At 33.7% G+C, this 18,848-nt stretch carries 25 protein-coding genes; 23 read left to right on the top strand and 2 right to left on the bottom strand.

Going from position 1 to position 18,848, the window contains the following annotated elements:
* The first annotated feature begins 544 nt into the window (after nt 1-544).
* The 16 genes from ACMGE6_RS10725 (at nt 545) to ACMGE6_RS10650 (ending at nt 11,625) form a co-directional block, all read left to right on the top strand.
* Nucleotides 545-1,072: a GNAT family N-acetyltransferase gene (locus tag ACMGE6_RS10725; RefSeq protein WP_414053771.1), complete on the top strand. Its 528-nt coding sequence runs from the start codon at nt 545-547 to the stop codon at nt 1,070-1,072.
* A gap of 287 nt (nt 1,073-1,359) precedes the next feature.
* Nucleotides 1,360-1,632 (top strand): hypothetical protein, encoded by a 273-nt coding sequence (locus tag ACMGE6_RS10720; RefSeq protein ID WP_414053770.1) that lies wholly within the window; start codon nt 1,360-1,362, stop codon nt 1,630-1,632.
* On the top strand, nt 1,629-2,027 hold the full coding sequence (locus ACMGE6_RS10715; RefSeq protein ID WP_414053769.1) for a nucleoside 2-deoxyribosyltransferase: 399 nt from the start codon (nt 1,629-1,631) through the stop codon (nt 2,025-2,027). The genes ACMGE6_RS10720 and ACMGE6_RS10715 overlap by 4 nt, the downstream gene beginning before the upstream one ends.
* 21 nt (nt 2,028-2,048) lie before the next feature.
* Nucleotides 2,049-3,059, top strand: a complete 1,011-nt coding sequence (locus tag ACMGE6_RS10710) for a S66 family peptidase (protein WP_414053768.1) — start codon at nt 2,049-2,051, stop codon at nt 3,057-3,059.
* A gap of 26 nt (nt 3,060-3,085) precedes the next feature.
* Nucleotides 3,086-3,655 (top strand): histidine phosphatase family protein, encoded by a 570-nt coding sequence (locus ACMGE6_RS10705; protein WP_414053767.1) that lies wholly within the window; start codon nt 3,086-3,088, stop codon nt 3,653-3,655.
* Nucleotides 3,652-4,086 carry an NUDIX hydrolase gene (locus tag ACMGE6_RS10700; protein WP_414053766.1) on the top strand — a complete coding sequence of 145 codons (435 nt, stop codon included), beginning with the start codon at nt 3,652-3,654 and terminating at the stop codon, nt 4,084-4,086. The genes ACMGE6_RS10705 and ACMGE6_RS10700 overlap by 4 nt, the downstream gene beginning before the upstream one ends.
* A 24-nt stretch (nt 4,087-4,110) precedes the next feature.
* Nucleotides 4,111-4,518 carry a hypothetical protein gene (locus tag ACMGE6_RS10695; RefSeq protein ID WP_414053765.1) on the top strand — a complete coding sequence of 136 codons (408 nt, stop codon included), beginning with the start codon at nt 4,111-4,113 and terminating at the stop codon, nt 4,516-4,518.
* An 88-nt stretch (nt 4,519-4,606) separates the two neighbouring features.
* Nucleotides 4,607-5,101, top strand: coding sequence for a GNAT family N-acetyltransferase (locus tag ACMGE6_RS10690; protein WP_414053764.1), 495 nt, complete (start codon nt 4,607-4,609; stop codon nt 5,099-5,101).
* 68 nt (nt 5,102-5,169) lie between these two features.
* A complete protein-coding gene (locus ACMGE6_RS10685) occupies nt 5,170-5,571 on the top strand; it encodes a GNAT family N-acetyltransferase (RefSeq protein ID WP_414054857.1) in 402 nt (133 codons plus the stop codon).
* Nucleotides 5,572-5,663: 92 nt separating this feature from the next.
* The gene (locus tag ACMGE6_RS10680) at nt 5,664-6,911 is read left to right on the top strand and encodes an ATP-binding protein (RefSeq protein ID WP_414053763.1); all 1,248 of its coding nucleotides are present in this window, start codon (nt 5,664-5,666) and stop codon (nt 6,909-6,911) included.
* A 24-nt stretch (nt 6,912-6,935) separates the two neighbouring features.
* The gene (locus ACMGE6_RS10675; RefSeq protein ID WP_414053762.1) at nt 6,936-7,175 is read left to right on the top strand and encodes a type II toxin-antitoxin system Phd/YefM family antitoxin; all 240 of its coding nucleotides are present in this window, start codon (nt 6,936-6,938) and stop codon (nt 7,173-7,175) included.
* Nucleotides 7,176-7,281: 106 nt separating this feature from the next.
* Nucleotides 7,282-8,022, top strand: coding sequence for a hypothetical protein (locus tag ACMGE6_RS10670; protein WP_414053761.1), 741 nt, complete (start codon nt 7,282-7,284; stop codon nt 8,020-8,022).
* A 111-nt stretch (nt 8,023-8,133) separates the two neighbouring features.
* Nucleotides 8,134-8,550: a hypothetical protein gene (locus ACMGE6_RS10665; protein ID WP_414053760.1), complete on the top strand. Its 417-nt coding sequence runs from the start codon at nt 8,134-8,136 to the stop codon at nt 8,548-8,550.
* 96 nt (nt 8,551-8,646) lie between these two features.
* Entirely contained in the window at nt 8,647-9,012 is a 366-nt protein-coding gene (locus ACMGE6_RS10660) for a GntR family transcriptional regulator (RefSeq protein WP_414046468.1), read from the top strand.
* A 2-nt stretch (nt 9,013-9,014) separates the two neighbouring features.
* Nucleotides 9,015-10,118 (top strand): DUF1648 domain-containing protein, encoded by a 1,104-nt coding sequence (locus ACMGE6_RS10655; protein WP_414053759.1) that lies wholly within the window; start codon nt 9,015-9,017, stop codon nt 10,116-10,118.
* Between the two features lie 244 nt (nt 10,119-10,362).
* Nucleotides 10,363-11,625 (top strand): Y-family DNA polymerase, encoded by a 1,263-nt coding sequence (locus tag ACMGE6_RS10650; protein ID WP_414053758.1) that lies wholly within the window; start codon nt 10,363-10,365, stop codon nt 11,623-11,625.
* Nucleotides 11,626-11,729: 104 nt separating this feature from the next.
* Here ACMGE6_RS10650 and ACMGE6_RS10645 read toward each other — a convergent pair whose 3' ends face one another.
* Both ACMGE6_RS10645 and ACMGE6_RS10640 read right to left on the bottom strand, forming a co-directional pair.
* Nucleotides 11,730-12,980, bottom strand: a complete 1,251-nt coding sequence (locus ACMGE6_RS10645) for a tyrosine-type recombinase/integrase (protein WP_414053757.1) — start codon at nt 12,978-12,980, stop codon at nt 11,730-11,732.
* 15 nt (nt 12,981-12,995) lie between these two features.
* Complete coding sequence (locus ACMGE6_RS10640; RefSeq protein ID WP_414053756.1) at nt 12,996-13,637, bottom strand: helix-turn-helix domain-containing protein; 642 nt, start codon at nt 13,635-13,637, stop codon at nt 12,996-12,998.
* 155 nt (nt 13,638-13,792) lie between these two features.
* On the opposite strand from ACMGE6_RS10640, the gene ACMGE6_RS10635 reads away from it, so the two are divergent.
* The 7 genes from ACMGE6_RS10635 (at nt 13,793) to ACMGE6_RS10605 (ending at nt 18,848) form a co-directional block, all read left to right on the top strand.
* Nucleotides 13,793-14,017 (top strand): helix-turn-helix domain-containing protein, encoded by a 225-nt coding sequence (locus tag ACMGE6_RS10635; protein WP_414053755.1) that lies wholly within the window; start codon nt 13,793-13,795, stop codon nt 14,015-14,017.
* Nucleotides 14,014-14,190 (top strand): hypothetical protein, encoded by a 177-nt coding sequence (locus tag ACMGE6_RS10630; RefSeq protein WP_414053754.1) that lies wholly within the window; start codon nt 14,014-14,016, stop codon nt 14,188-14,190. Before ACMGE6_RS10635 ends, ACMGE6_RS10630 begins: the two co-directional genes overlap by 4 nt.
* A complete protein-coding gene (locus ACMGE6_RS10625) occupies nt 14,171-14,446 on the top strand; it encodes a helix-turn-helix domain-containing protein (protein WP_414053753.1) in 276 nt (91 codons plus the stop codon). Before ACMGE6_RS10630 ends, ACMGE6_RS10625 begins: the two co-directional genes overlap by 20 nt.
* A gap of 12 nt (nt 14,447-14,458) precedes the next feature.
* Entirely contained in the window at nt 14,459-14,626 is a 168-nt protein-coding gene (locus ACMGE6_RS10620; RefSeq protein WP_414053752.1) for a hypothetical protein, read from the top strand.
* 189 nt (nt 14,627-14,815) lie between these two features.
* Complete coding sequence (locus ACMGE6_RS10615) at nt 14,816-17,140, top strand: phage NrS-1 polymerase family protein (RefSeq protein WP_414053751.1); 2,325 nt, start codon at nt 14,816-14,818, stop codon at nt 17,138-17,140.
* A gap of 344 nt (nt 17,141-17,484) precedes the next feature.
* A complete protein-coding gene (locus tag ACMGE6_RS10610) occupies nt 17,485-18,111 on the top strand; it encodes a hypothetical protein (protein ID WP_414053750.1) in 627 nt (208 codons plus the stop codon).
* A gap of 35 nt (nt 18,112-18,146) precedes the next feature.
* Nucleotides 18,147-18,848, top strand: a complete 702-nt coding sequence (locus tag ACMGE6_RS10605) for a hypothetical protein (RefSeq protein ID WP_414053749.1) — start codon at nt 18,147-18,149, stop codon at nt 18,846-18,848.

The following is an 18,848-nucleotide window of genomic DNA, read 5'->3' as shown; positions in this document are numbered from 1 at the left end:
GATGCAATTCTATGCAATCGAAAAAAGAAATCCTTTAATTTCAAGGATTAGGACAGTATATACAACTATACGAAACCCTAAAGTTTTTTGAACGTAAAAAACTTGGGTATAAGGCGCTCGTCGTTCACCACAGCTCTCAAAATGTTAGGCTGCAGCTGTTGCAAGTTTACTTGCTTACAGATTTGGTACGCAAATTGCATCAGCAATTTGTGTTCAATTGAATACACGTTTATAGCCCTTATCGAATTTGTTCGAGAGGTGCTTTTTTATATGTTTTTCGCATAGATGTTACACCTAGTTAACAATTACATATTTTTAGCACGTTAACCTTTATTGTTATTATTATCTATAAAACTATCTTTTGATGATGATATTTATTCACAATGTTATAATTATATAAATATACAGGAGGAAATCCATATGAAAAAAAGATCAATTAAATCATTGGGAATTGGATATGGATTTAGCATTGCTATTTTCTTTTAAAATTTTAAACAAGGGATAAGTCTGTACTTTTTTAAAAATTTAAAGAAATGGTGATAATATGTATATTAAAACGGAAAGATTAGTGATTAGAAATTTTAAAGCAAGTGACATCGATGATGTTTATCAAATTTATAATAATGAAGAAACATGTAAATATTTATTACATGATGCTTGGAATGAATCCAATAAAGAAGTTAATTTTAAAAATTTACTCATAAAAAGTGATTTAGATAATGATCGTGCTGTAAACTTAGCTGTTTCTTTTAATGATAGAGTAATAGGTGTATTTCATGCATGGTATACAGAAATGAAACAAACGGTTGAAGTTGGATTTAGTTTTTTAAATGAATTTAGTGGAAAAGGATATGCAACTGAAACTTTATTAGTAATGCTTGAATATATATTTAATAATTATGAGGTACATAGAATTCAGGCAGTCTGTGACGATAGAAATAAAGCTTCTGAGAAATTATGCTTAAAAGTAGGTATGAGAAAAGAAGCTCATTTCATAAAAGATTATTGGAGTAAGGGTGAATGGACGAGTAGTTATGTATTTGGAATTCTTTCGGAAGAATTCAATATCTGATTATTCGTTTATTATTATGATATAAACAAGGAGATAATATGAACGCTAGTTTCTATCAATATAAATCTATATCGGCTGGCTCAAGACATTTACTAATTATCGATAAAAATAATGAAGGATTTTGAAAGTAAATTATTAACGATAAAAAATTTATCAAATGATATCTTAGTCTCTCCATCACAACAACAAATTCAGTTTATTAGTAATAAATACATTGCATTTCTTATTGAAAAATATAAAAGAAGATATAGAACGAAAAATTTTATTTAGATCATATGATAAATCAAATGACCAACTTACTTTGTTATTTATGGTATTTAGAGAAACAGTTTCAACCAAATGCGTTAGGAGATTGGTCAAAGTATCAAGGGAACCGAAGTAAATTAGATGATTTGCAATTAGATATATTAGATTATATAGAAAGAGAAAAATCAAATAGTAAAACTATTAATGTGTTAAATCAACAAGTATTATTAGTAATAGAAAAAATTTCTGACAAATATAAATTAAATAATAACCTAAAAAAATTAATTAATATAGTAGAGGATAATCAAAAATGAAATATTATATTGCAAGTAGTTTCGCAAATAAGGAGCTTGTCAATCAAACAATTATATCTTTGAACAATTTAGGTTTTACTAATACATATAACTGGACTCAAAATGAAAAAGCAGACAATAAATTAAAATTAAAAAATATAGGAATTGAAGAATTTAATGCTGTAAAGGATGCGGATTTACTTATAGTACTATTACCGGGTGGAAAAGGAACACATATAGAGATGGGGATTGCACTAGGTTGCAACAAACCAATTATTCTTGCTTATTTTAATGAAGAATCAATAACTGTCGAAAACTCAGCTACTTTTTATCATCTCGATAATGTTAAGCATATATTAGTAACGGAAGAGAATATTGTTGATGAATTGGTGAAAACTTTAAAGGAATTTCAATAAACTTCAAAGGGGAACAAGCGTATGATCAAATATCCAATATTAAATGATAATTTCAAAATTGGTGTTACAGCTCCCTCTTCTGGTATCGATTCAAACCTACACCATTTGATTGATTCTATAAGAAAGAAGTTCGAACCAGAAAATCCTCTTATTATTGGTGATACTACGTTTACACAACATAAAGCAAAATCTGCTGATGCTTTAATTAGGGCTAATGAACTGATCGATTTCATACAAAATGAAAATATCGATATTATTATTCCTCCTTGGGGAGGAGAACTAGCGATTGAAGTACTTGATAAAATTGATTATGAGACATTAAAAAATAAATGGATTTTAGGTTACTCGGATATCAGTGCAATTCTTTTAGCTATTACTTTACAGACTGGTATTGCAACAGCTCATGGCACAAATTTAGTTGATCTCCGAGGTAAATATTCTGATGTGACGACTGCAAAATGGTTAGATGTTTTGAAAACAAAACAAGGTGAGACGATTAAACAATATTCTTCTGAGATGTATCAAAGTAAGTGGGACCATACAAACCCATCTAATTATGTATATAACTTCGATAAAAAGACTGAATGGAAAACAGTGAATAATCAAAATATCAATATAGAAGGTAGATTGTTAGGTGGTTGTATCGATGTTATTCGTCATTTAGTAGGAACGCAATATGGAGATGTAAATCAGTTTAGAAAAGATTATATAGGCGATGATCCAGTAATTTGGTATCTTGAAAACTGTGAACTTTCACCTACTGATTTTCGACGCAGTCTTGTACAATTGAAATATGCAGGTTGGTTCGAAAATTGTTCTGGCATACTATTTGGTAGAACGCCAGTTAGTTTTGATTCAGATGGATATACAATAGTAGACGTCTATCAAGACCTTTATAATGAGTTAAAAACTCCTATTATTTATGACATTGATTGCGGTCATCAGCCACCACAAATAACATTCATTAACGGGGCGTATGGCATTGTTGAGTTTGAAGATGGTAAGGGTATAGTTACTCAGAAATTTATTTGATTAAAATTTGTATAAGGGGTTTATAGATGAATAAAACAACAATATATTTCATTAGACACGCCGAATCTCCCTTTATATTTGGTGCTGAACGAGAGCGACCTTTATCAGATAAAGGATTTGATGATTCAAGAAAAGTTGCTGAAACATTAGCCAATATTCAATTTGATCAATTTATTTCCAGTTCTTATACTAGAGCAATTCAAACATTAGAACAACTTGCTAATCACAGTGAGATTATTATTTACGATGAATTAAGAGAGAAGAGATTAAAAGGACCTTATAAGTTAGAGAAAGCAGAAATTGATGAGGCAATAAAGCAGTCATTTATCGATATTGATTTTAAATTAGACGGTGGAGAAAGTACTAGAGATGCACATAAAAGGTCGATTCCAATAATAATAGAAATTTTAAATAATGATTCATTACATATAGTTGCTATTGGTACACATGGTAACATATTAACTGCCATTTTGAACTATTTTGATTCTTCTATTGGATTTGATTTTTGGAAAAACACATCGAAACCAGATATTTATAAAGTAGAATTCAATAATCAAAGTTTACATACTTTTGAAAGAATAGGGTTTGAATCATGAGTGATTACTTTGGAGAAAAATTAAATGGTATTGACTACGTTCAAAGAACAGGTATCTATGCTGTAATCTTTAATCAATCTAAAGACAAACTATTAGCAGTAAGAAATGGAAATGGACATTATTTTTTACCTGGTGGCGGTATTGAAGCTAACGAAAGCCATCAGGATTGTTTGGAAAGAGAATTAATTGAAGAAACCGGATATTCTGTGTCCATAGGCAATTATATCGGCAATGCAAATCGATACTTTATGAGTCAAACTAACGAACCCTTATTAAGTGACGGACATTTTTATATGTGCACCTTGTTAGAAAAAATCATTAATAAATCAGAAGAAGATTATGAAGTCGTGTGGTTAGAAATTGATGAATTTGAACATCTGTTATTTCACGATCATCATATTTGGGCTGTGAATGAAATTTTGTATCGATAAAATTTTGTTATTAGGATGTGAAACATGAAAAATATATTGGTTACATTAGGTTTTGTTATTGGTGGGGTACTACTAATAGTGTCGCCATTTATTATTGATCTTTTTCTAATAAATGCTTTTAAAAGTTCGTATGAATCACTGTTTTTACTACTTGTATTTTTACTACTTGTTTATGTAATTTCAATAATTTTAGATTTAATAATCGAAACAATAATAAAGGTAATATTGAAAATCAACAAAGAAGATTCGTTAAATATATTAATTAAGTTAGTTATCAGCATTATTTGTAGCTATTTTTCTTTAGTAGCCATGGATAGTCTTTTTGCTGCAATTAATTTAAATGTCGTTACTATAGTTGCAATGGTGTTAGTTCATAATATTATTTTATATTTTGTTGAAAGTAAGCTAGATAATGTTGATAATCAAAGCTAATTTGATGGTTAGCTTTGATTTTTTTAATGATAATATTCCGAAAATTCTATATACTTATATGTAATTCCAATTGACCGAGGTGATATCCATGACTTTTAACATTAGAAAAGCAACTTATGATGACATTACTGAAATTCAAAATGTAGCAAAGGTTTCATGGCACGAGACGTATGAAGGCATTATTCCAGTAGACATTCAAAACAAATTTCTAGATGAATCTTATAGTGAAGATATGCTTAAGAAAAGAATTGATAAGTCAATTTTATTAGTTGCTACAAATGATAAAAATATCGTTGGATTCGTAAATCTTTCATACTTGTTAGAAGGAAATAAATCAATGCTTATGGCAATTTACATTTTGAAAGCATATCAAGGTAAAGGGATTGGTTCTAAGTTGTTGAGTGAAGCGATATCTAACATAGATACGAACTCAAAAGAAGTTTCTTTTGAAGTAGAAGTTGAAAAAGAAAATAACTCTGCAATTCAATTTTATCAATCGAAAAACTTCGTTATCAGTGAAGAATATGTAGATTATTTTTATGATTATCCTTTGCAAACAGTTAAGATGACAATGAAGTTGTAGGAGAGAGTTAAATGTCACAATATCAAATTAAGTAGCTTAACCTTGATGAATTTGAACTTTGCGAAAATATTTGGGGTAAAAAAGAAAATCCTGAAATGATTCAAAACTTTTATAATCAAATCGCAAGTGGCAATAGGATAACATTTATTTATTCAGAGAATGATGAATTTATTGGAGAAGGTTCCTTAGTGTTTTCGCATCATGATGTGGATTATACCATTCCAAATCAACGTGTCTATTTATCGCGAATGATTGTTAAAGAAAAGCATCGCAATCGTGGGATTGGTGGTATCATGTTAGATTATTTAATTGAGAAAGCTAAGTCATTAAGATACAAAGAGCTTTCGTTAGGCGTTGATACTGATAACTTAAATGCTAGACACTTGTATGAAAAGAAAGGATTCACTGAAGTATTATTTGAAGGTGAAGATGAATACGGTAAGTTTGTGAAGTTGTTGAAGAGGTTATAAAGATAATAATTATATAAACAAAAATGCAACGCAAATTTTTGCGTTGCATTTTTTGTTTGGTGTAATATGTAATTCAGAGGGAGTGTTTATTAGTGCATGAAAGTAAAGTTTTAGAATATAAAGAATCTGTTATGAATCAATTTTTAAAAACTGTTAGCGCATATGCTATTTTTAGAACTGGTAAAATAATTTTTGGTATTACCGATCGAGGTGAATATATTGGTTTCGATAATATCAATCAAGTTATTTTAGATATAGAATACAAAATAAATGATAGTATCACTCCCAAACCCAATTACACCTTATCTATTCAGAAGAATAATACAATTTGTTTAGAAGTTGAAAAAGGCATTCATAAACCATATTTGTACAAAGGTAAAGCGTATCGAAGAAGTGATACTGCTACAATTGAAGTTGACCAACTTGAATTAAAGCGATTAGTGCTTGAAGGTTCAAATTTAAGCTTCGAAGCATTAGAATCGAATGCTTCTTCGTTTTCTTTTGATACACTATCTAAAATACTTATTGAAAATCTTAATATTAAATCTGTAAATGATGATTTATATAAGACGCTTGGATTAATCAATATAAACGATAAATATAATAATGTTGCATCTCTACTTGCAGACAACAATAATTTTTCATGTATTGATATCGCTCGATTTGGTTACTCGATAAACGAAATTCTTGATAGAGTTAAACTTTCGAATATTTCAATTTTATCTGCTTATCAAACAGCTATTGAAACCTTTGAAAGATATTATGAATATGATCAAATAGAAGGAATGTATAGAAAACCAGTTACGTTTATTCCAAAAGATGCATTTAGAGAGGCTTTAGCTAATGCCATCGTTCACCGTCATTGGGATATTAATAGTCATATTAACATTGCAATGTATCAGGATAAAATAGAAATTACATCTCCTGGTGGCTTACCTAGTGGAATCAGCGAATTTGATTATCTTGAAAATAATATTTCTGTTTTAAGAAACCCTATTTTGACAAATATATTTTTTAGATTAGGCTATATTGAAGTATTTGAAACAGGGATACAACGTATTAAAGAAGCATATAGTGAAGCTGCAGTTAAACCTCAATTTATTATTTCAGATACAAGTATTAAAATCATTCTTCCTGTCATTAATGCAAAACCAAAAGTCACAAAAGACGAAAGTGTTATCATGGAAGCACTTAAATCTGGTTATGTACTTTCAAGTAGCGAGCTTGTAGAAAGAACACCTTTCAATAAATCTAAGGTTATTCGTTTAGTCAATCATCTATGTGAAAGTGGGTATGTTTTTAAAGTTGGAACTGGTCGTGGGACGAATTATAGAGTTTAATAATTACATTTGGAGATGAATGATATGAAAACATTCTCAATTGAATATGCGCAAAAGCATTTAGAATCTCTAATTCGGTTAGTTAATGATAATAATGAAGCAATTTTAATTAAAGACTTCTTTCCTAGTAATATTAGTGCAGTATTAATAGGTGAAGATCAGTGGAATTCCATGCTTGAAACTTTAGGAACATCCTTTATAATCGAACAACGTAAAAAAGAAGAAGAATTTGATTTTGATAGTACATGGGACAATGTATTATGAATGAGCTCTACATATCTTTAGCTAGTATCACCTTTTGTAAGAATTTTCTGTATAATATCATTATATATTTAATTATAATGTCGATACAACGAAAGGTTTGATGATTTTGAAACCGATATTCACATTTGAGAATAATAATGATTTTATAAAATACAAAGATGTTATTCAATATTTCCATACTGAAATAGCCAAATATCAAAAGTATCTTCAAGATAATTTTCAACTTTCTGATACACCTTCTGGCGTATTTTGGACTTCAAGATTTGTCATGGAGGATGTACTTAATAAACCTGTACCTGCTTTTACACGAGATGAAGCAATTTATATGTGCGCAGATTTAGATTACTGGGAATCTTATCTTTCAAATTTGTTACCTGAACAATTTAAAAATAAATATGCATCATTTTATAAAGAAAATACTCAAAATGAAGTACTAGCTATATTCGGACATGAGCTTACGCATCATATCGATTTATTTCTTGCTGAGTTTGACGATGAAAATTCAACGTGTGAAGATATGTGGTTTGAAGAAGGAATGGCGACTTTTTTACCAAGAAAATTCTTTTTTAATGATGTACTTTTTGATGAAGTATATCAATTGGAAAAAGATTTATTTGACTACTATGCTCAAAGCTATGACGACATAACATTAGAAAATTTTACGTATGATATTTATTCTAAAAATGAAACGTATATTATGCCACATTACTGGCTTAGTTTTATCAAAGTAACTGACCTCGTTCGATTATACGACAATGATATTAAGAAATTATTTGATACTTATCATCAATGGGATAGTAAGGGTAGGGTTGAGCATCTTTATGAACACTTAATTACAAATCGTTAGGAGAATTGGTACAGTATACTATATTAGTGAACTAAACGCTTAATAGGATGTGATTATTTCATGAATATTAGTGATCTATAGCTTACTCAACTCTTTTTGAATCAACGTAAAGTGGATGAGGTAAGTGAATGGCTGGATGATGTTTCTGTCAAAAATACAATAATCTCAGTAATTCAGTACGACAATCAATTTTATATCGTTGATGGTCATACGCGTTGTTTCGTTGCTTTCCAAAGAGGGGTTATTGATATCCCTGTTGAAATTTATGATATTGATAATACATCAGTAGAGATGCAATTATATCTGGATTGTATAAAGTGGTGTGAACAAGAAAATATTTATCATATTAATGATCTATCCCATCGCATTCTAGGAGAAGCAGCGTTTGAAAAACTATGGGTTGAGAGATGTCAAAATCATATGGAAGATATTCAGGATGCTCGTGATGCTGATATTGCTTATCTTGAGCATTTGAACCATAAAGTAACCTATACTCACGAAGAAGTCATGAAACATTTCAAGTTGTAATCCTACACCAATCTGTTATAATAAATGTATAACAGATTGGTTTTTATTTTTGTCTTTAAATCTGTTCTATACTTTGTATAACAGAGAGGTGGTTCAATGTACATAGAAATTGATGAAACGAGCAGTACACCTGTTTATTTACAACTGGCAAACCAAATCATTCATCACATCGCAGTAGGTAATGTTGTCCCGTATGATCCGTTACCATCCGGCAGAGCATTTGCGAAGAGTCTTCAGATTAATATGCATACGGTGAACAAAGCCTATCATTATCTGGAGGAGAAACAATTGATTCTTGTGCAGCCGAAGTCTGGTGCGATCATTCATCCTGATGCGTTAAAAATCGCAACTGATTCTGAGAAAGAGGATTTACTCAATCGTTTGAAACCGATTATTGATGAAGCGAAGTGTAAGCAATTAAGTATTAACGATTTACTGAAATTACTTGAAGGAGAGGGTTAGTCATGGAAGGTTTATTATTAAGTGGATTATTACTTTTAATCGGATTATTGTTCTTATTAAATGCACGTTTTGTACGTCGAAATATTTTATTTAGCGTGTTTGTCCCTGAAAAACAAACGAATAATCGTATTATTCAAACAGTTAAATCGCGTTTTATACAACAAATTATCGGATTATCAGTTGGTATAACTTTACTGAATGGTATTACGTATTATATTTTTAATGAATCAATTGGAATACTACTATTTATCATATGGCTGCATTTATTAATTATTGGTGCTGTTTTTATCTACAAGCAAGCACACGATCATTTGAAATCCGTAAAGACAAAAGAACAATGGATGCAAGACATAAAAGTTGTTAAGGCAACAGATACGAGCTTGATGGATGAAAGTTCAGCATTGCCTAATTTCTTATTTTTTATGCAACTGCTTGGTTTTATTGTTGCCTTTATCTTTGTTACTTTGAATTATGATAAAATACCTGACACGATTGCAACACACTGGAATTTTAATGGTGAGGCGGATGATTTCAGTCAGAAGAATTTCTTTAGTGTATATGGTGTTGGTATTATCGGTTTATTGATGCTCTTTACACTTTGGGCTGCCGAGAAAGGGACACAATTCTTTAATTCGACTGTGAACCCGGTGGCGAAATCAGCGTCTGTAAAATATATTAAACAGACAAAACTGATTAATAGCATGATGATGAATTTACTTTCATTTACGATGACAGCTTTATTTATCTTAATATTGATACGTCCAGTGCTCTTTGATTCAGATTATTTACCGAACGGTGTATTTAATATTCTTATTGTTATCATGATATTGATTGTTGGCGTTTGTGTATATCTTCAGGTTGCTGAGGATCGCAAATTTAGACACATCGCAGCTACCTCTACTGATAATAAAGCACCTTACTATGACGAAGAAAATTATATTCTTGGCTTGTTTTACTTCAACAAAGATGATCAGAATGTATGGGTGCCAAAACTTTCCGATATCGGAATGACGCTCAATATGGCGCGACCGATGGCTTGGTTTGTCTTATTTATGCTTGGTGGATTGCCGATTGTTATTATTGTACTAATTACGATTTTTTCATAATGAAGTGTATTTGTAGTTAACTTCAAATTTTCCGGCTAATGTGGAATCACACTCCACATTAGCCGAACTTTTTTGCAAGTTTTTATGATTTTTTGCGGCTAATATGGAGTGACAGTCCATATTAGCCGTTTATTTATTGTATTTTTATAATCTTAAATAGAACACATGTTCTGTTTTTGTTGAAATAGAACGTATGTTCTGTTACCATAAATATATCATCAAAGATTATAAGAGGGTGCTTACTATGTATGATTACAGTCTATGCGAGAAGAGAAATGTCCTCTGCGTCGACCAGAAGAGTTTCTTTGCGAGTGTGTCCTGCATCATGAAAGGACTTGATCCTATGACAACAAAGCTCGCTGTTGTCGCTGACACGAAACGTCAAGGTTCGGTTGTACTTGCTGCCACACCACCACTGAAGGCCATGGGTATTAAGACAGGGTCTCGTTTATTTGAAATTCCACACCAATCAGATATTTACATTATCAATCCATCTATGAATACTTATCTTAAAGTAGCGAGTAAGATTGCTGAAATTTCACTCCAATATGTTGCGCCGGAAGATTATCATCAATATAGTATTGATGAATTTTTTATGGATGTTACAAAGAGTTATCGTTTATATGCCGAGTCACCTTATAAACTTGCTTTGAAGATTAAGAATGAGATTTATGATAAGACGCAAATTCAATGTGCTGTTGGCATAGGGGATAACGTCTTACTCAGTAAGATTGCACTCGATATGGAAGCGAAGAAGCAGCCAGATGGGATTGCAGAATGGCATTATGAAGATGTGCCTGAAAAAATGTGGTCGATTGAGCCACTGAGTAAATTTTGGGGCATTAATCGCAGAACAGAAAAGAAGCTCAATCAAAAGGGGATTTTCACGATTGGTCAGCTGGCTAATTATCCGCATCACTATTTAAAGCGTGATTTTGGAATTATCGGTGTTGATCTGCATCTTCATGCAAATGGTATTGATTCAAGCTTAATTCGGGAGAAGCACCATATCTACAAACCTTCAATTAATAAGAGTCAGATTTTAATGCGTGATTATCGATTTGATGAATTACGTGCAGTGGTATTAGAGCATGTTGAAGAAGTAACATTTAGACTCCGTGCTGAGAATATGATTGCACGTACAATTTCTTTTACTGTCACTTATAGTGATGAAGGTCAAGTAAATAAAAGCTATACCTTATCAGAAGGTACGAATTTAACCGCAGATATTTTTCAGGTTGTTTGGGGGTTTATGATGCAATTATGTGATAAGACGCGCATGTACAGAACGGTGAATATCTCTTTAACCAATTTTATACGCGAGGAAGATCGTCAGCTGTCACTCTTTGTCGATGAGTTTGAACGTGCAAAAAAGGAAAGATTAGAAAAGACTGTTGATCAGTTGAAAGTCAGATTTGGTAAGAATAGTGTGCTCCGTGCAGTATCATATACAGAGCAAGGAACAGCAATGAAGCGTAATGGATTGATTGCTGGTCATAAAGCATAAGTACAATAATAACCCCTAGAGCTACAAGGCTTTAGGGGTTTACTTGTGTTAAAATCTTAAAATATTCGGCAAAAATTCGGCAAACTGTGCTAAAAACTGAAAAATTAGGCTAAAATGTTCTCTAATAAATCTCTCGTTTTATCCTGCATATTTTGAGTAACGTGAGTATAAATTGCTGTAGTTGTTGCTGGGTCGTGATGACCTACACGCTCCATAATTGCTTTAAGAGGCACATTCTCTTGAGCTAATAGTGATATGTGAGTGTGTCTCAAAGCGTGTGAGGTTATCTTCTTAGTTATCTTATCCGCTTCAGGTAGTTCAGGCTGAGCATTATGGAGCTCTATAGCGTCTTTAATCATGCTATTAATGTACATAGGCTTGAATGGGTTACCTGTTGAGTTGGTAAAGATAAAGCCTCTATCAACGTAAACAGCGTCCCAAGCTATAGATTGCTTTTTCATAAGGTTAACAGCTCTGATAATCTCTAAGCTTCTCTCGCTGAGTGCTATACGTCTGTAACTGTATTCAGTCTTAGTAGTGTCTTTAACTCCAAAGCTCCCTTTACTTGTGCCTGTAACCCAAGATATAGTACCGTCAATCGTTAAAAGCTTGTTAACTTCGTCTATGTTATCCGCCTGTAAGGCTGAGAGCTCACCAACTCGCATACCGTTAAGGGCTAAGAACTCGACAATATAAGCACAAGTTTTATAATTACGTCTCGAGCTAGGCTGTTGAGCACTCTCAGCTAACTTGTTTAATGCTGCTAAAATATATTTAAGCTCATGCTTCTCTAGGTACTTCTCTCTTTTAGTCTGTAGCTCTTCTCGTGTGACAGCTTTCTTAGGTAGAGCTATATCATCAATAAACCTAGGCGTATCAAAGTTATAATACTTATCAGCGTACTTGTATATCACTTTTATAGTTTGAAGATAAGAGGCTAACAGGGAGTTACTCTTGCCCTCATCATGCAATTTAAAGAAAAAGTCCTGATAAAACTTTAAATCAAGCCTATAAAGCAGAACGTCAGCAGGTACATGACCTTTTAACCCTCTTAAGAGGCTAGTCTTGTGAACGATAGTACCATGCTTAGAGCCTGAGGTCTTCTTATAATGTTCAAGCCACTCGTCAGCAACCTCCTGAAAGGTGAGCTGTTTAAAGTCCTTAGTCGTCTTATCATTCACAATTTTATTAATCTTATTGGCTAAGAGCCTGCCAGCTTCTCTCTCTGTTGCTCTCGTGTGTTTGGGGAAGGTCACGCTGGTACGCTTACGCTTTAAGGTCAGAGGGTCGGTATAAGACTCTTCAAACCTATAGCGCTTGTTGCCCTTAGCGTCTATCTCTTCTCTTATGTGCATGGCTGAGCCTCCTCTCTACATTATCCCTGAAGCGTCAAGCTCAAAGTCTTTAGCGTTCTCTTCATAGTCCTCTGATACTTTTTTCATTACGTCCTCTTTACTGAGTAGTTTATCCTTATCAGTCGTGCTATCTAGAATAAACCTGCCCTTACTAGCTATTAGCTGATGAATAGAGTTCCATACTAAAATATTTAGATTAGCTTTAAGGCTGTTAGGGATAATTATTTTATACTCCGTATCCTTAAACTCATTGTGAGTGTAACTGTAACTAAGCTTATAACTGTGCTCATTAGTTAACAGCTCATAAAGGTCTATATCGATGTCAGGCGGTATAGCTTCCATGCTTTTTATAGAACTTTCTTCTTTAATTAACATTTCAAAAATTTCATTATCAATTTTATCAACCGCTTCAGCATTACGATAAATAAGATATACCTCTAACAACAACTCTCTTTTATTGTGCCCAAAAGAAGATAAGCCGACACATATTTTATATAGTACGTATATGCTTGGTGTTGTATTTTTAGTCGCATTTTCAATAGAAGATAAATAAGACTGACTCATTTTTATCTCATTAGCTAATGCTGTTGTACTTATTTTATATGTAGCCCTTTTATCCTTTATAAACTTACCTATATCTTTCGCTACTTCATTCATAGTTAAACTCCTCCTTATCGCAATACTAACTTATTTTAACCTCTAATGCAATAAAAAGTAGAAAAGTCTTTACATAGTGATATCTTAATGTTATTATCGCTATAGAGATGGAAATTAATAAATTATCTCTATAGAAATATAAGGGGGGTGAGGTTATGGGTTTATTAGCGAATGAGCGTAGCTTGCGCATAGCTATGCTAATGAAAGGCTTCTCTATTCGTGAGCTTGCGGGCTTAGCAGGGCTTAACGAGTCTTACTTAAGTCAAATTGTGAATGGTAGACGAAGCCCTTCAGCAAAAGCTGCTAGAGAGATTAGTAGGCTTTTAGAAAAGGAAGTATCGGAGTTATTTAATATCAATGAAAAGGAGGCAATGCAATGAAATCAGTATTAAAAACTATTCTATTTAGTATTATCGCAGTGTATCTATCTAAAGACTTAGCATATCAGCCACATTACTATTATGCTTCGTGTCTATTTATCATGTTACTTTTAACAGCTATTGAGTTGATTAGAAAAGAGGAGGAGAGAGTCAATGCCAGCAAAGATTATTGAGCCACAGCGAGAGGATGTGCTACTTGACAGAGATGTCATAGTGACACAGCCATTGTTTGCACAGCGTAAGCAATTAGCTCAGCTCTTTGGTATTTCGAAAACTTCAGTCTATCGCATTGTAAAAGAATGGGAGCAAGATGATAAGGGCGTAAAAGACATGTATGTTGAGCTTAGTCCAACACTACGCTTAATATCAATCGAGGCATTTAAACAATATCTATTTAAAAGAAATAAAGATTACCTATATAAAGCTTAAGGAGGGTTACCAATGGATAATCAAAAAATCATGAGCAATATTGAAAATTCAATTTATATGCTAGCTAATCTTAATGAGTCAATTAAAGAAGCTGACAACGATACTTATACAGCTCTACGAAAAGAGATTGAAGTCACTATAGATATGGTGTTATCGCATTTAACAGAAGCAAAAAAGTAGTTACCCCTGCCGTCCAAAGCGAAGTAACTACTGACTACTTGTGAAAGTAATCAATATAAATTATATCACAGAGGTACTGGTGAGAACTCTATAAAAAGTAGAATTATTTAATTAAAAAGGTGTTGCCCTACATCTATCCTATGTAGAGCGTAAAAAAAGGAGGAAATATTATTAAGGAGCTAATAAATTATGGCATTACAACAAGGACAGCAAGCTTTAAAAGTTTTATTAGAAAATATTCCAAAAGAACTACAACAATTTAACAACTTTGTTATGTGGAAGGCTACACAGCTTGAAGGCTCTGACACATTAACAAAAGTACCTTACAACGCTAAAACTGGACGTAAGGCAAAGGTTACCGACCCGAACAGCTGGAGCACCTTCGAGCAAGTAAGTAAAAGCTATAACAGAGGAACGTACAGCGGTATAGGACTTGTGATTGAGGAGTCGATGAACTTAGTAGCTATAGACATTGATAACGTATCAGACCCAGCAACAGACGAGCGAGTTAAACCGCTTCTAGAAGCAACTTATTGCGAGCTCAGTCCAAGCGGTAAGGGGATAAGAGCTTTTATCTTCGGAGACGTTGGGACTCAATATCAGCCTTCATTTAATAATAGAGAGGCGGGCTATGAAGCGTATACCTCTAAGCGATACGTAACACTCACAGGGGGGCAAGTCTCTAGTGTGTCAGCTATTGCTACTGATACAGGCCTAATTAACAGCATTTACTCGCAATATGGTGAGGAGTATAAACCGAACAAAGATTATGAGGGGTTAACGCTTGAAAGCATAAAACGAACTGAGACGCCAAAATCTGAAGTCTTTAAACGAATTAAAAAAGCTAACTCTGATAAAAAAGAGCGTATCCTTGCACTGTATAAGCACGGTGCAGACGTGATGAACGAGTACGGGTTTGAGTCTCAAAGTGACGCAGATTATAGTCTTATAAGTGATTTACTCTTCTATGCGGATAATGACTACGGGACTGTTAACGAGATTATGATAGATTCAGCGCTATACCGAGATAAGTACGACAGCCCTAGACGCTTCATACTGGACGGCTCTATTACAGCTAGTTACGGCTTCAATAGCATTATCAAGCTTGCTATCGAGTATAACAACAAGAAAACATATAGCGAGTATGTGAGTGAAAATAGAGCCTCAGCGTCCGAAGAATTTGAAGTTTATACAGTGGACGACCCTGACTTTGAAGGGTGGGGTGAAAAGCTACAGAGACACCCGAAGACAGAGGCTATACTTCCAACTCGTAAAAATGTAGAGCTTATACTACGTAACGACCCATATCTTAAAGATACTTACAGGCTCAATGTGTTTAGTGGTGTACGTGAAATAGACGGTCTCCCGCAATGGCGACACCCTGAAGACGATACTATCCAATTCAGAGACTCGGACGAGGCGGCTATTCGTAACCGCATAGGCGTTAAGTTTAACATTGAAGCTGATAAGAAAGTCGCTGATATTGTGACCGCAATAGCTGAAGAGAGACGTTACAACCCTGTAGCTGAATACCTCAACAGCTTAGAGTGGGACGGAGTTGAGCGCCTAGAGAGCTTTTTTATTGATTATCTTGGTGCAGAGGACTCAACTTACACAAGGAGAGTAACAGAGGCGACATTAGTAGCAGCTGTCCGTCGTATCTTTGACGCTGGGTGTAAATATGACAACTGCTTAGTGTTATATGGTCCTCAGGGCGCGTATAAGTCATACTCACTCAAGCGATTAGGTAAACAGTGGTTTACAGATAGCCCTCTCGACATAGGTAGTAAAGAGGCCTTTATTACAACAAAAGGAAAATGGATAATCGAGATTAGCGAAATGAGCTCTATGAGCAAGAAGTCAGTAAATGAAGTAAAAGCTTACCTATCATCTCAAGAGGATACTTACAGAGAAGCCTATCAGCGTTATCCAGTGACTGTTAAAAGACAATCTATAGCAATAGCTACAACTAATGACGCTGAATTTTTAAAAGATTCAACGGGTGGGCGTAGGTTTTGGCCTTTAGCTGTAGCAGTCAAAAAGCCTGAGCTGAGTATCTTTGAAGCCTCAGAAGAGATTATTAATCAGGTTTGGGCTGAAGCAGTCCATAAGTTTAAAGCTGGGGTATCTATTTACCTTGACCCTGTGAAAGATAAAGACGTCTTAGCTACGGCCACAATGTTACAAGAAAAACATACAGTTGACGACGGTATTAAGAGCTCAATTCTTGAGTACATTAATAACCCGCTTCCTGACAGCTCAAGGTTTTTATATCCTGAGAATTTACACCTAACATACGAGCAGGACGGTAAGCGCTACGTCTCAAGGCTTAACGCTAAGATTATCTATAACGAGGCTATGAGTAGCATCGGTAGTCCTGACAAAATGAAAACTACTGATATAAATAGGGTGCTCAATTCTTTAGATATTTTAGAGAAAAAAGACTCTATTAGGCTGCTCGACGGTAAGCGAGGGAGAGGCTTTATCATTAAGGAACGATACCTTACACAATGATGATTAATTGTTGACTGTTGACGGTTTTGTTGACACCATTGTTGACGGCTCGAAGCTTAGAGACTCAAGGGTTATAGCTATACTGTCAACAATGTCAACAATAAATATAAAGATAAATAGAGAATAGTAAAAGCTATATACCATATAGTTACCCCTTGTGTATGTATATAGAAAATAAAAATTTCAAAAAAGATAAAAAATGATTGTTGACGCTAGTAAAAAACACTCTGAACCTTAGAGCCCGTAAGGGTTTAGGCGTCAACAATGGTTGTTGACAAAAGACAATTTCATTGTTGACACCTTGTAAAAATACACTAAAAACAATTTTAAAGGAGAAATATAATATGAACACTACAGAACGATTAACTAATAACTTTAACAAACTGGTAACTGAGCAGCAAGATGAACTAAAACAGTTTGAAATCAAAATTGAAGCTAAAGAAGATGAAATAACTGAATATGAGCACGAAATTAAAACAGCGTTACTTAACTCTTCCCTCGTGGAAGCTGACCGCTTCAAAGCTAAAAAAGCAACAGCAGAGGAAGAGCTGAAGACATTAAAAGAAGTAAAGGAACGTCTTATCAAGACTCACGCCTCTATCCGTCAGCCTGAGCTTATCTCATTATTAAACAGTAGAGCTAGTGTACCAGCTAACTACGCTGAAGAAATCAAGGCAGCAAGAGCTCAGCTCCATTCAGCAGTAGAGGCTTATAACGAAGCTGTAACTGTGGTAGATGAACTGAACAAAAAAATATATCAGGAGCAATATAATTTTAATTACATTTATAACCAGTATCCTCAAGACCATGAAGCAATTGCACCACATATTAGCCGCTTCAATACACCATTCACAAATACACCAGTATTTAGTTTAGGCACATTAACACCTACTGGAGCAATTAAAAGTTTTAAGCAGGATATTCTAGAAAGCATTTTATCAGGCAAAACAGGCGTAAATTTAAACAACTAAAATATAAAAAATAAAAATATCGGAGGAACTTAATTATGACAACACTTAAAAAAGTATTATTAAACGACAAGAAATATAACTCAATCATTGAACAAGGCGAGGATATTTTAAAAGAGTTAGTAAAAAAAGGGGCTAGCTATCGTGCTGACTTTTTAGAAGAAAAGTATACAACTGAGATATTAAAGGTAGTTGGGGAGATTAGGGAACACGCTACAAAACAATTTGAAACTGCTCAACAAGAATTACAAGCTGCACGAGTACAATTTAAAGACAGTGTGTATGATGACCCAGCCCAAGAGGCGTTACGTCGTGAAGACTTCAAGGCTCGTATGTCACTGTATACACCTGATGACTTAGAGGACTATATCACTTCTGTTGACCCTGAGAGCCTAACAGTCTTTGATTTATCTGTGCTAGACTCTGAGGCTCGTAACAAGTTTGAAGGCAAAGCTTTAGAGCGTATCGCCTTACAACTAGAGGACTTACGTAAAACATCAGTTCTAAGTGCTGAAGCTGCTCAAGAAGTAGAGGAGCGCTTCACAGTGTGGAATCAATTAAAATCAACGAGACAAAAAGGCGAAGCATGGTTATATGACTCGGAACATGATGAGTTTTTCATTCGTGACTATTATGATGAGTTCAAAAAAATTATCCATGAAGTAAAACGTAAGGACGCTCATTCTGGGTCTAGAAAAGAATTAAAAAAGCGTTGGGCTAATTACAACCCAAACGTATAA

Source organism: Macrococcus equi (assembly GCF_047426745.1).
Taxonomy (GTDB): domain Bacteria; phylum Bacillota; class Bacilli; order Staphylococcales; family Staphylococcaceae; genus Macrococcoides; species Macrococcoides equi.
This window is presented reverse-complemented; position numbering and strand designations above follow the sequence as displayed.

Coding starts and splice junctions, on each gene's coding strand:
- ACMGE6_RS10675 (WP_414053762.1), top strand. CDS start 6,936: ATGAAAACATTCTCAATTGAATATGCGCAAAAGCATTTAGAATCTCTA.
- ACMGE6_RS10710 (WP_414053768.1), top strand. CDS start 2,049: ATGATCAAATATCCAATATTAAATGATAATTTCAAAATTGGTGTTACA.
- ACMGE6_RS10695 (WP_414053765.1), top strand. CDS start 4,111: ATGAAAAATATATTGGTTACATTAGGTTTTGTTATTGGTGGGGTACTA.
- ACMGE6_RS10625 (WP_414053753.1), top strand. CDS start 14,171: ATGCCAGCAAAGATTATTGAGCCACAGCGAGAGGATGTGCTACTTGAC.
- ACMGE6_RS10650 (WP_414053758.1), top strand. CDS start 10,363: ATGTATGATTACAGTCTATGCGAGAAGAGAAATGTCCTCTGCGTCGAC.
- ACMGE6_RS10630 (WP_414053754.1), top strand. CDS start 14,014: ATGAAATCAGTATTAAAAACTATTCTATTTAGTATTATCGCAGTGTAT.
- ACMGE6_RS10715 (WP_414053769.1), top strand. CDS start 1,629: ATGAAATATTATATTGCAAGTAGTTTCGCAAATAAGGAGCTTGTCAAT.
- ACMGE6_RS10705 (WP_414053767.1), top strand. CDS start 3,086: ATGAATAAAACAACAATATATTTCATTAGACACGCCGAATCTCCCTTT.
- ACMGE6_RS10605 (WP_414053749.1), top strand. CDS start 18,147: ATGACAACACTTAAAAAAGTATTATTAAACGACAAGAAATATAACTCA.
- ACMGE6_RS10725 (WP_414053771.1), top strand. CDS start 545: ATGTATATTAAAACGGAAAGATTAGTGATTAGAAATTTTAAAGCAAGT.
- ACMGE6_RS10690 (WP_414053764.1), top strand. CDS start 4,607: ATGACTTTTAACATTAGAAAAGCAACTTATGATGACATTACTGAAATT.
- ACMGE6_RS10640 (WP_414053756.1), bottom strand. CDS start 13,637: ATGAATGAAGTAGCGAAAGATATAGGTAAGTTTATAAAGGATAAAAGG.
- ACMGE6_RS10615 (WP_414053751.1), top strand. CDS start 14,816: ATGGCATTACAACAAGGACAGCAAGCTTTAAAAGTTTTATTAGAAAAT.
- ACMGE6_RS10620 (WP_414053752.1), top strand. CDS start 14,459: ATGGATAATCAAAAAATCATGAGCAATATTGAAAATTCAATTTATATG.
- ACMGE6_RS10645 (WP_414053757.1), bottom strand. CDS start 12,980: ATGCACATAAGAGAAGAGATAGACGCTAAGGGCAACAAGCGCTATAGG.
- ACMGE6_RS10635 (WP_414053755.1), top strand. CDS start 13,793: ATGGGTTTATTAGCGAATGAGCGTAGCTTGCGCATAGCTATGCTAATG.
- ACMGE6_RS10660 (WP_414046468.1), top strand. CDS start 8,647: ATGTACATAGAAATTGATGAAACGAGCAGTACACCTGTTTATTTACAA.
- ACMGE6_RS10655 (WP_414053759.1), top strand. CDS start 9,015: ATGGAAGGTTTATTATTAAGTGGATTATTACTTTTAATCGGATTATTG.
- ACMGE6_RS10700 (WP_414053766.1), top strand. CDS start 3,652: ATGAGTGATTACTTTGGAGAAAAATTAAATGGTATTGACTACGTTCAA.
- ACMGE6_RS10720 (WP_414053770.1), top strand. CDS start 1,360: ATGACCAACTTACTTTGTTATTTATGGTATTTAGAGAAACAGTTTCAA.
- ACMGE6_RS10610 (WP_414053750.1), top strand. CDS start 17,485: ATGAACACTACAGAACGATTAACTAATAACTTTAACAAACTGGTAACT.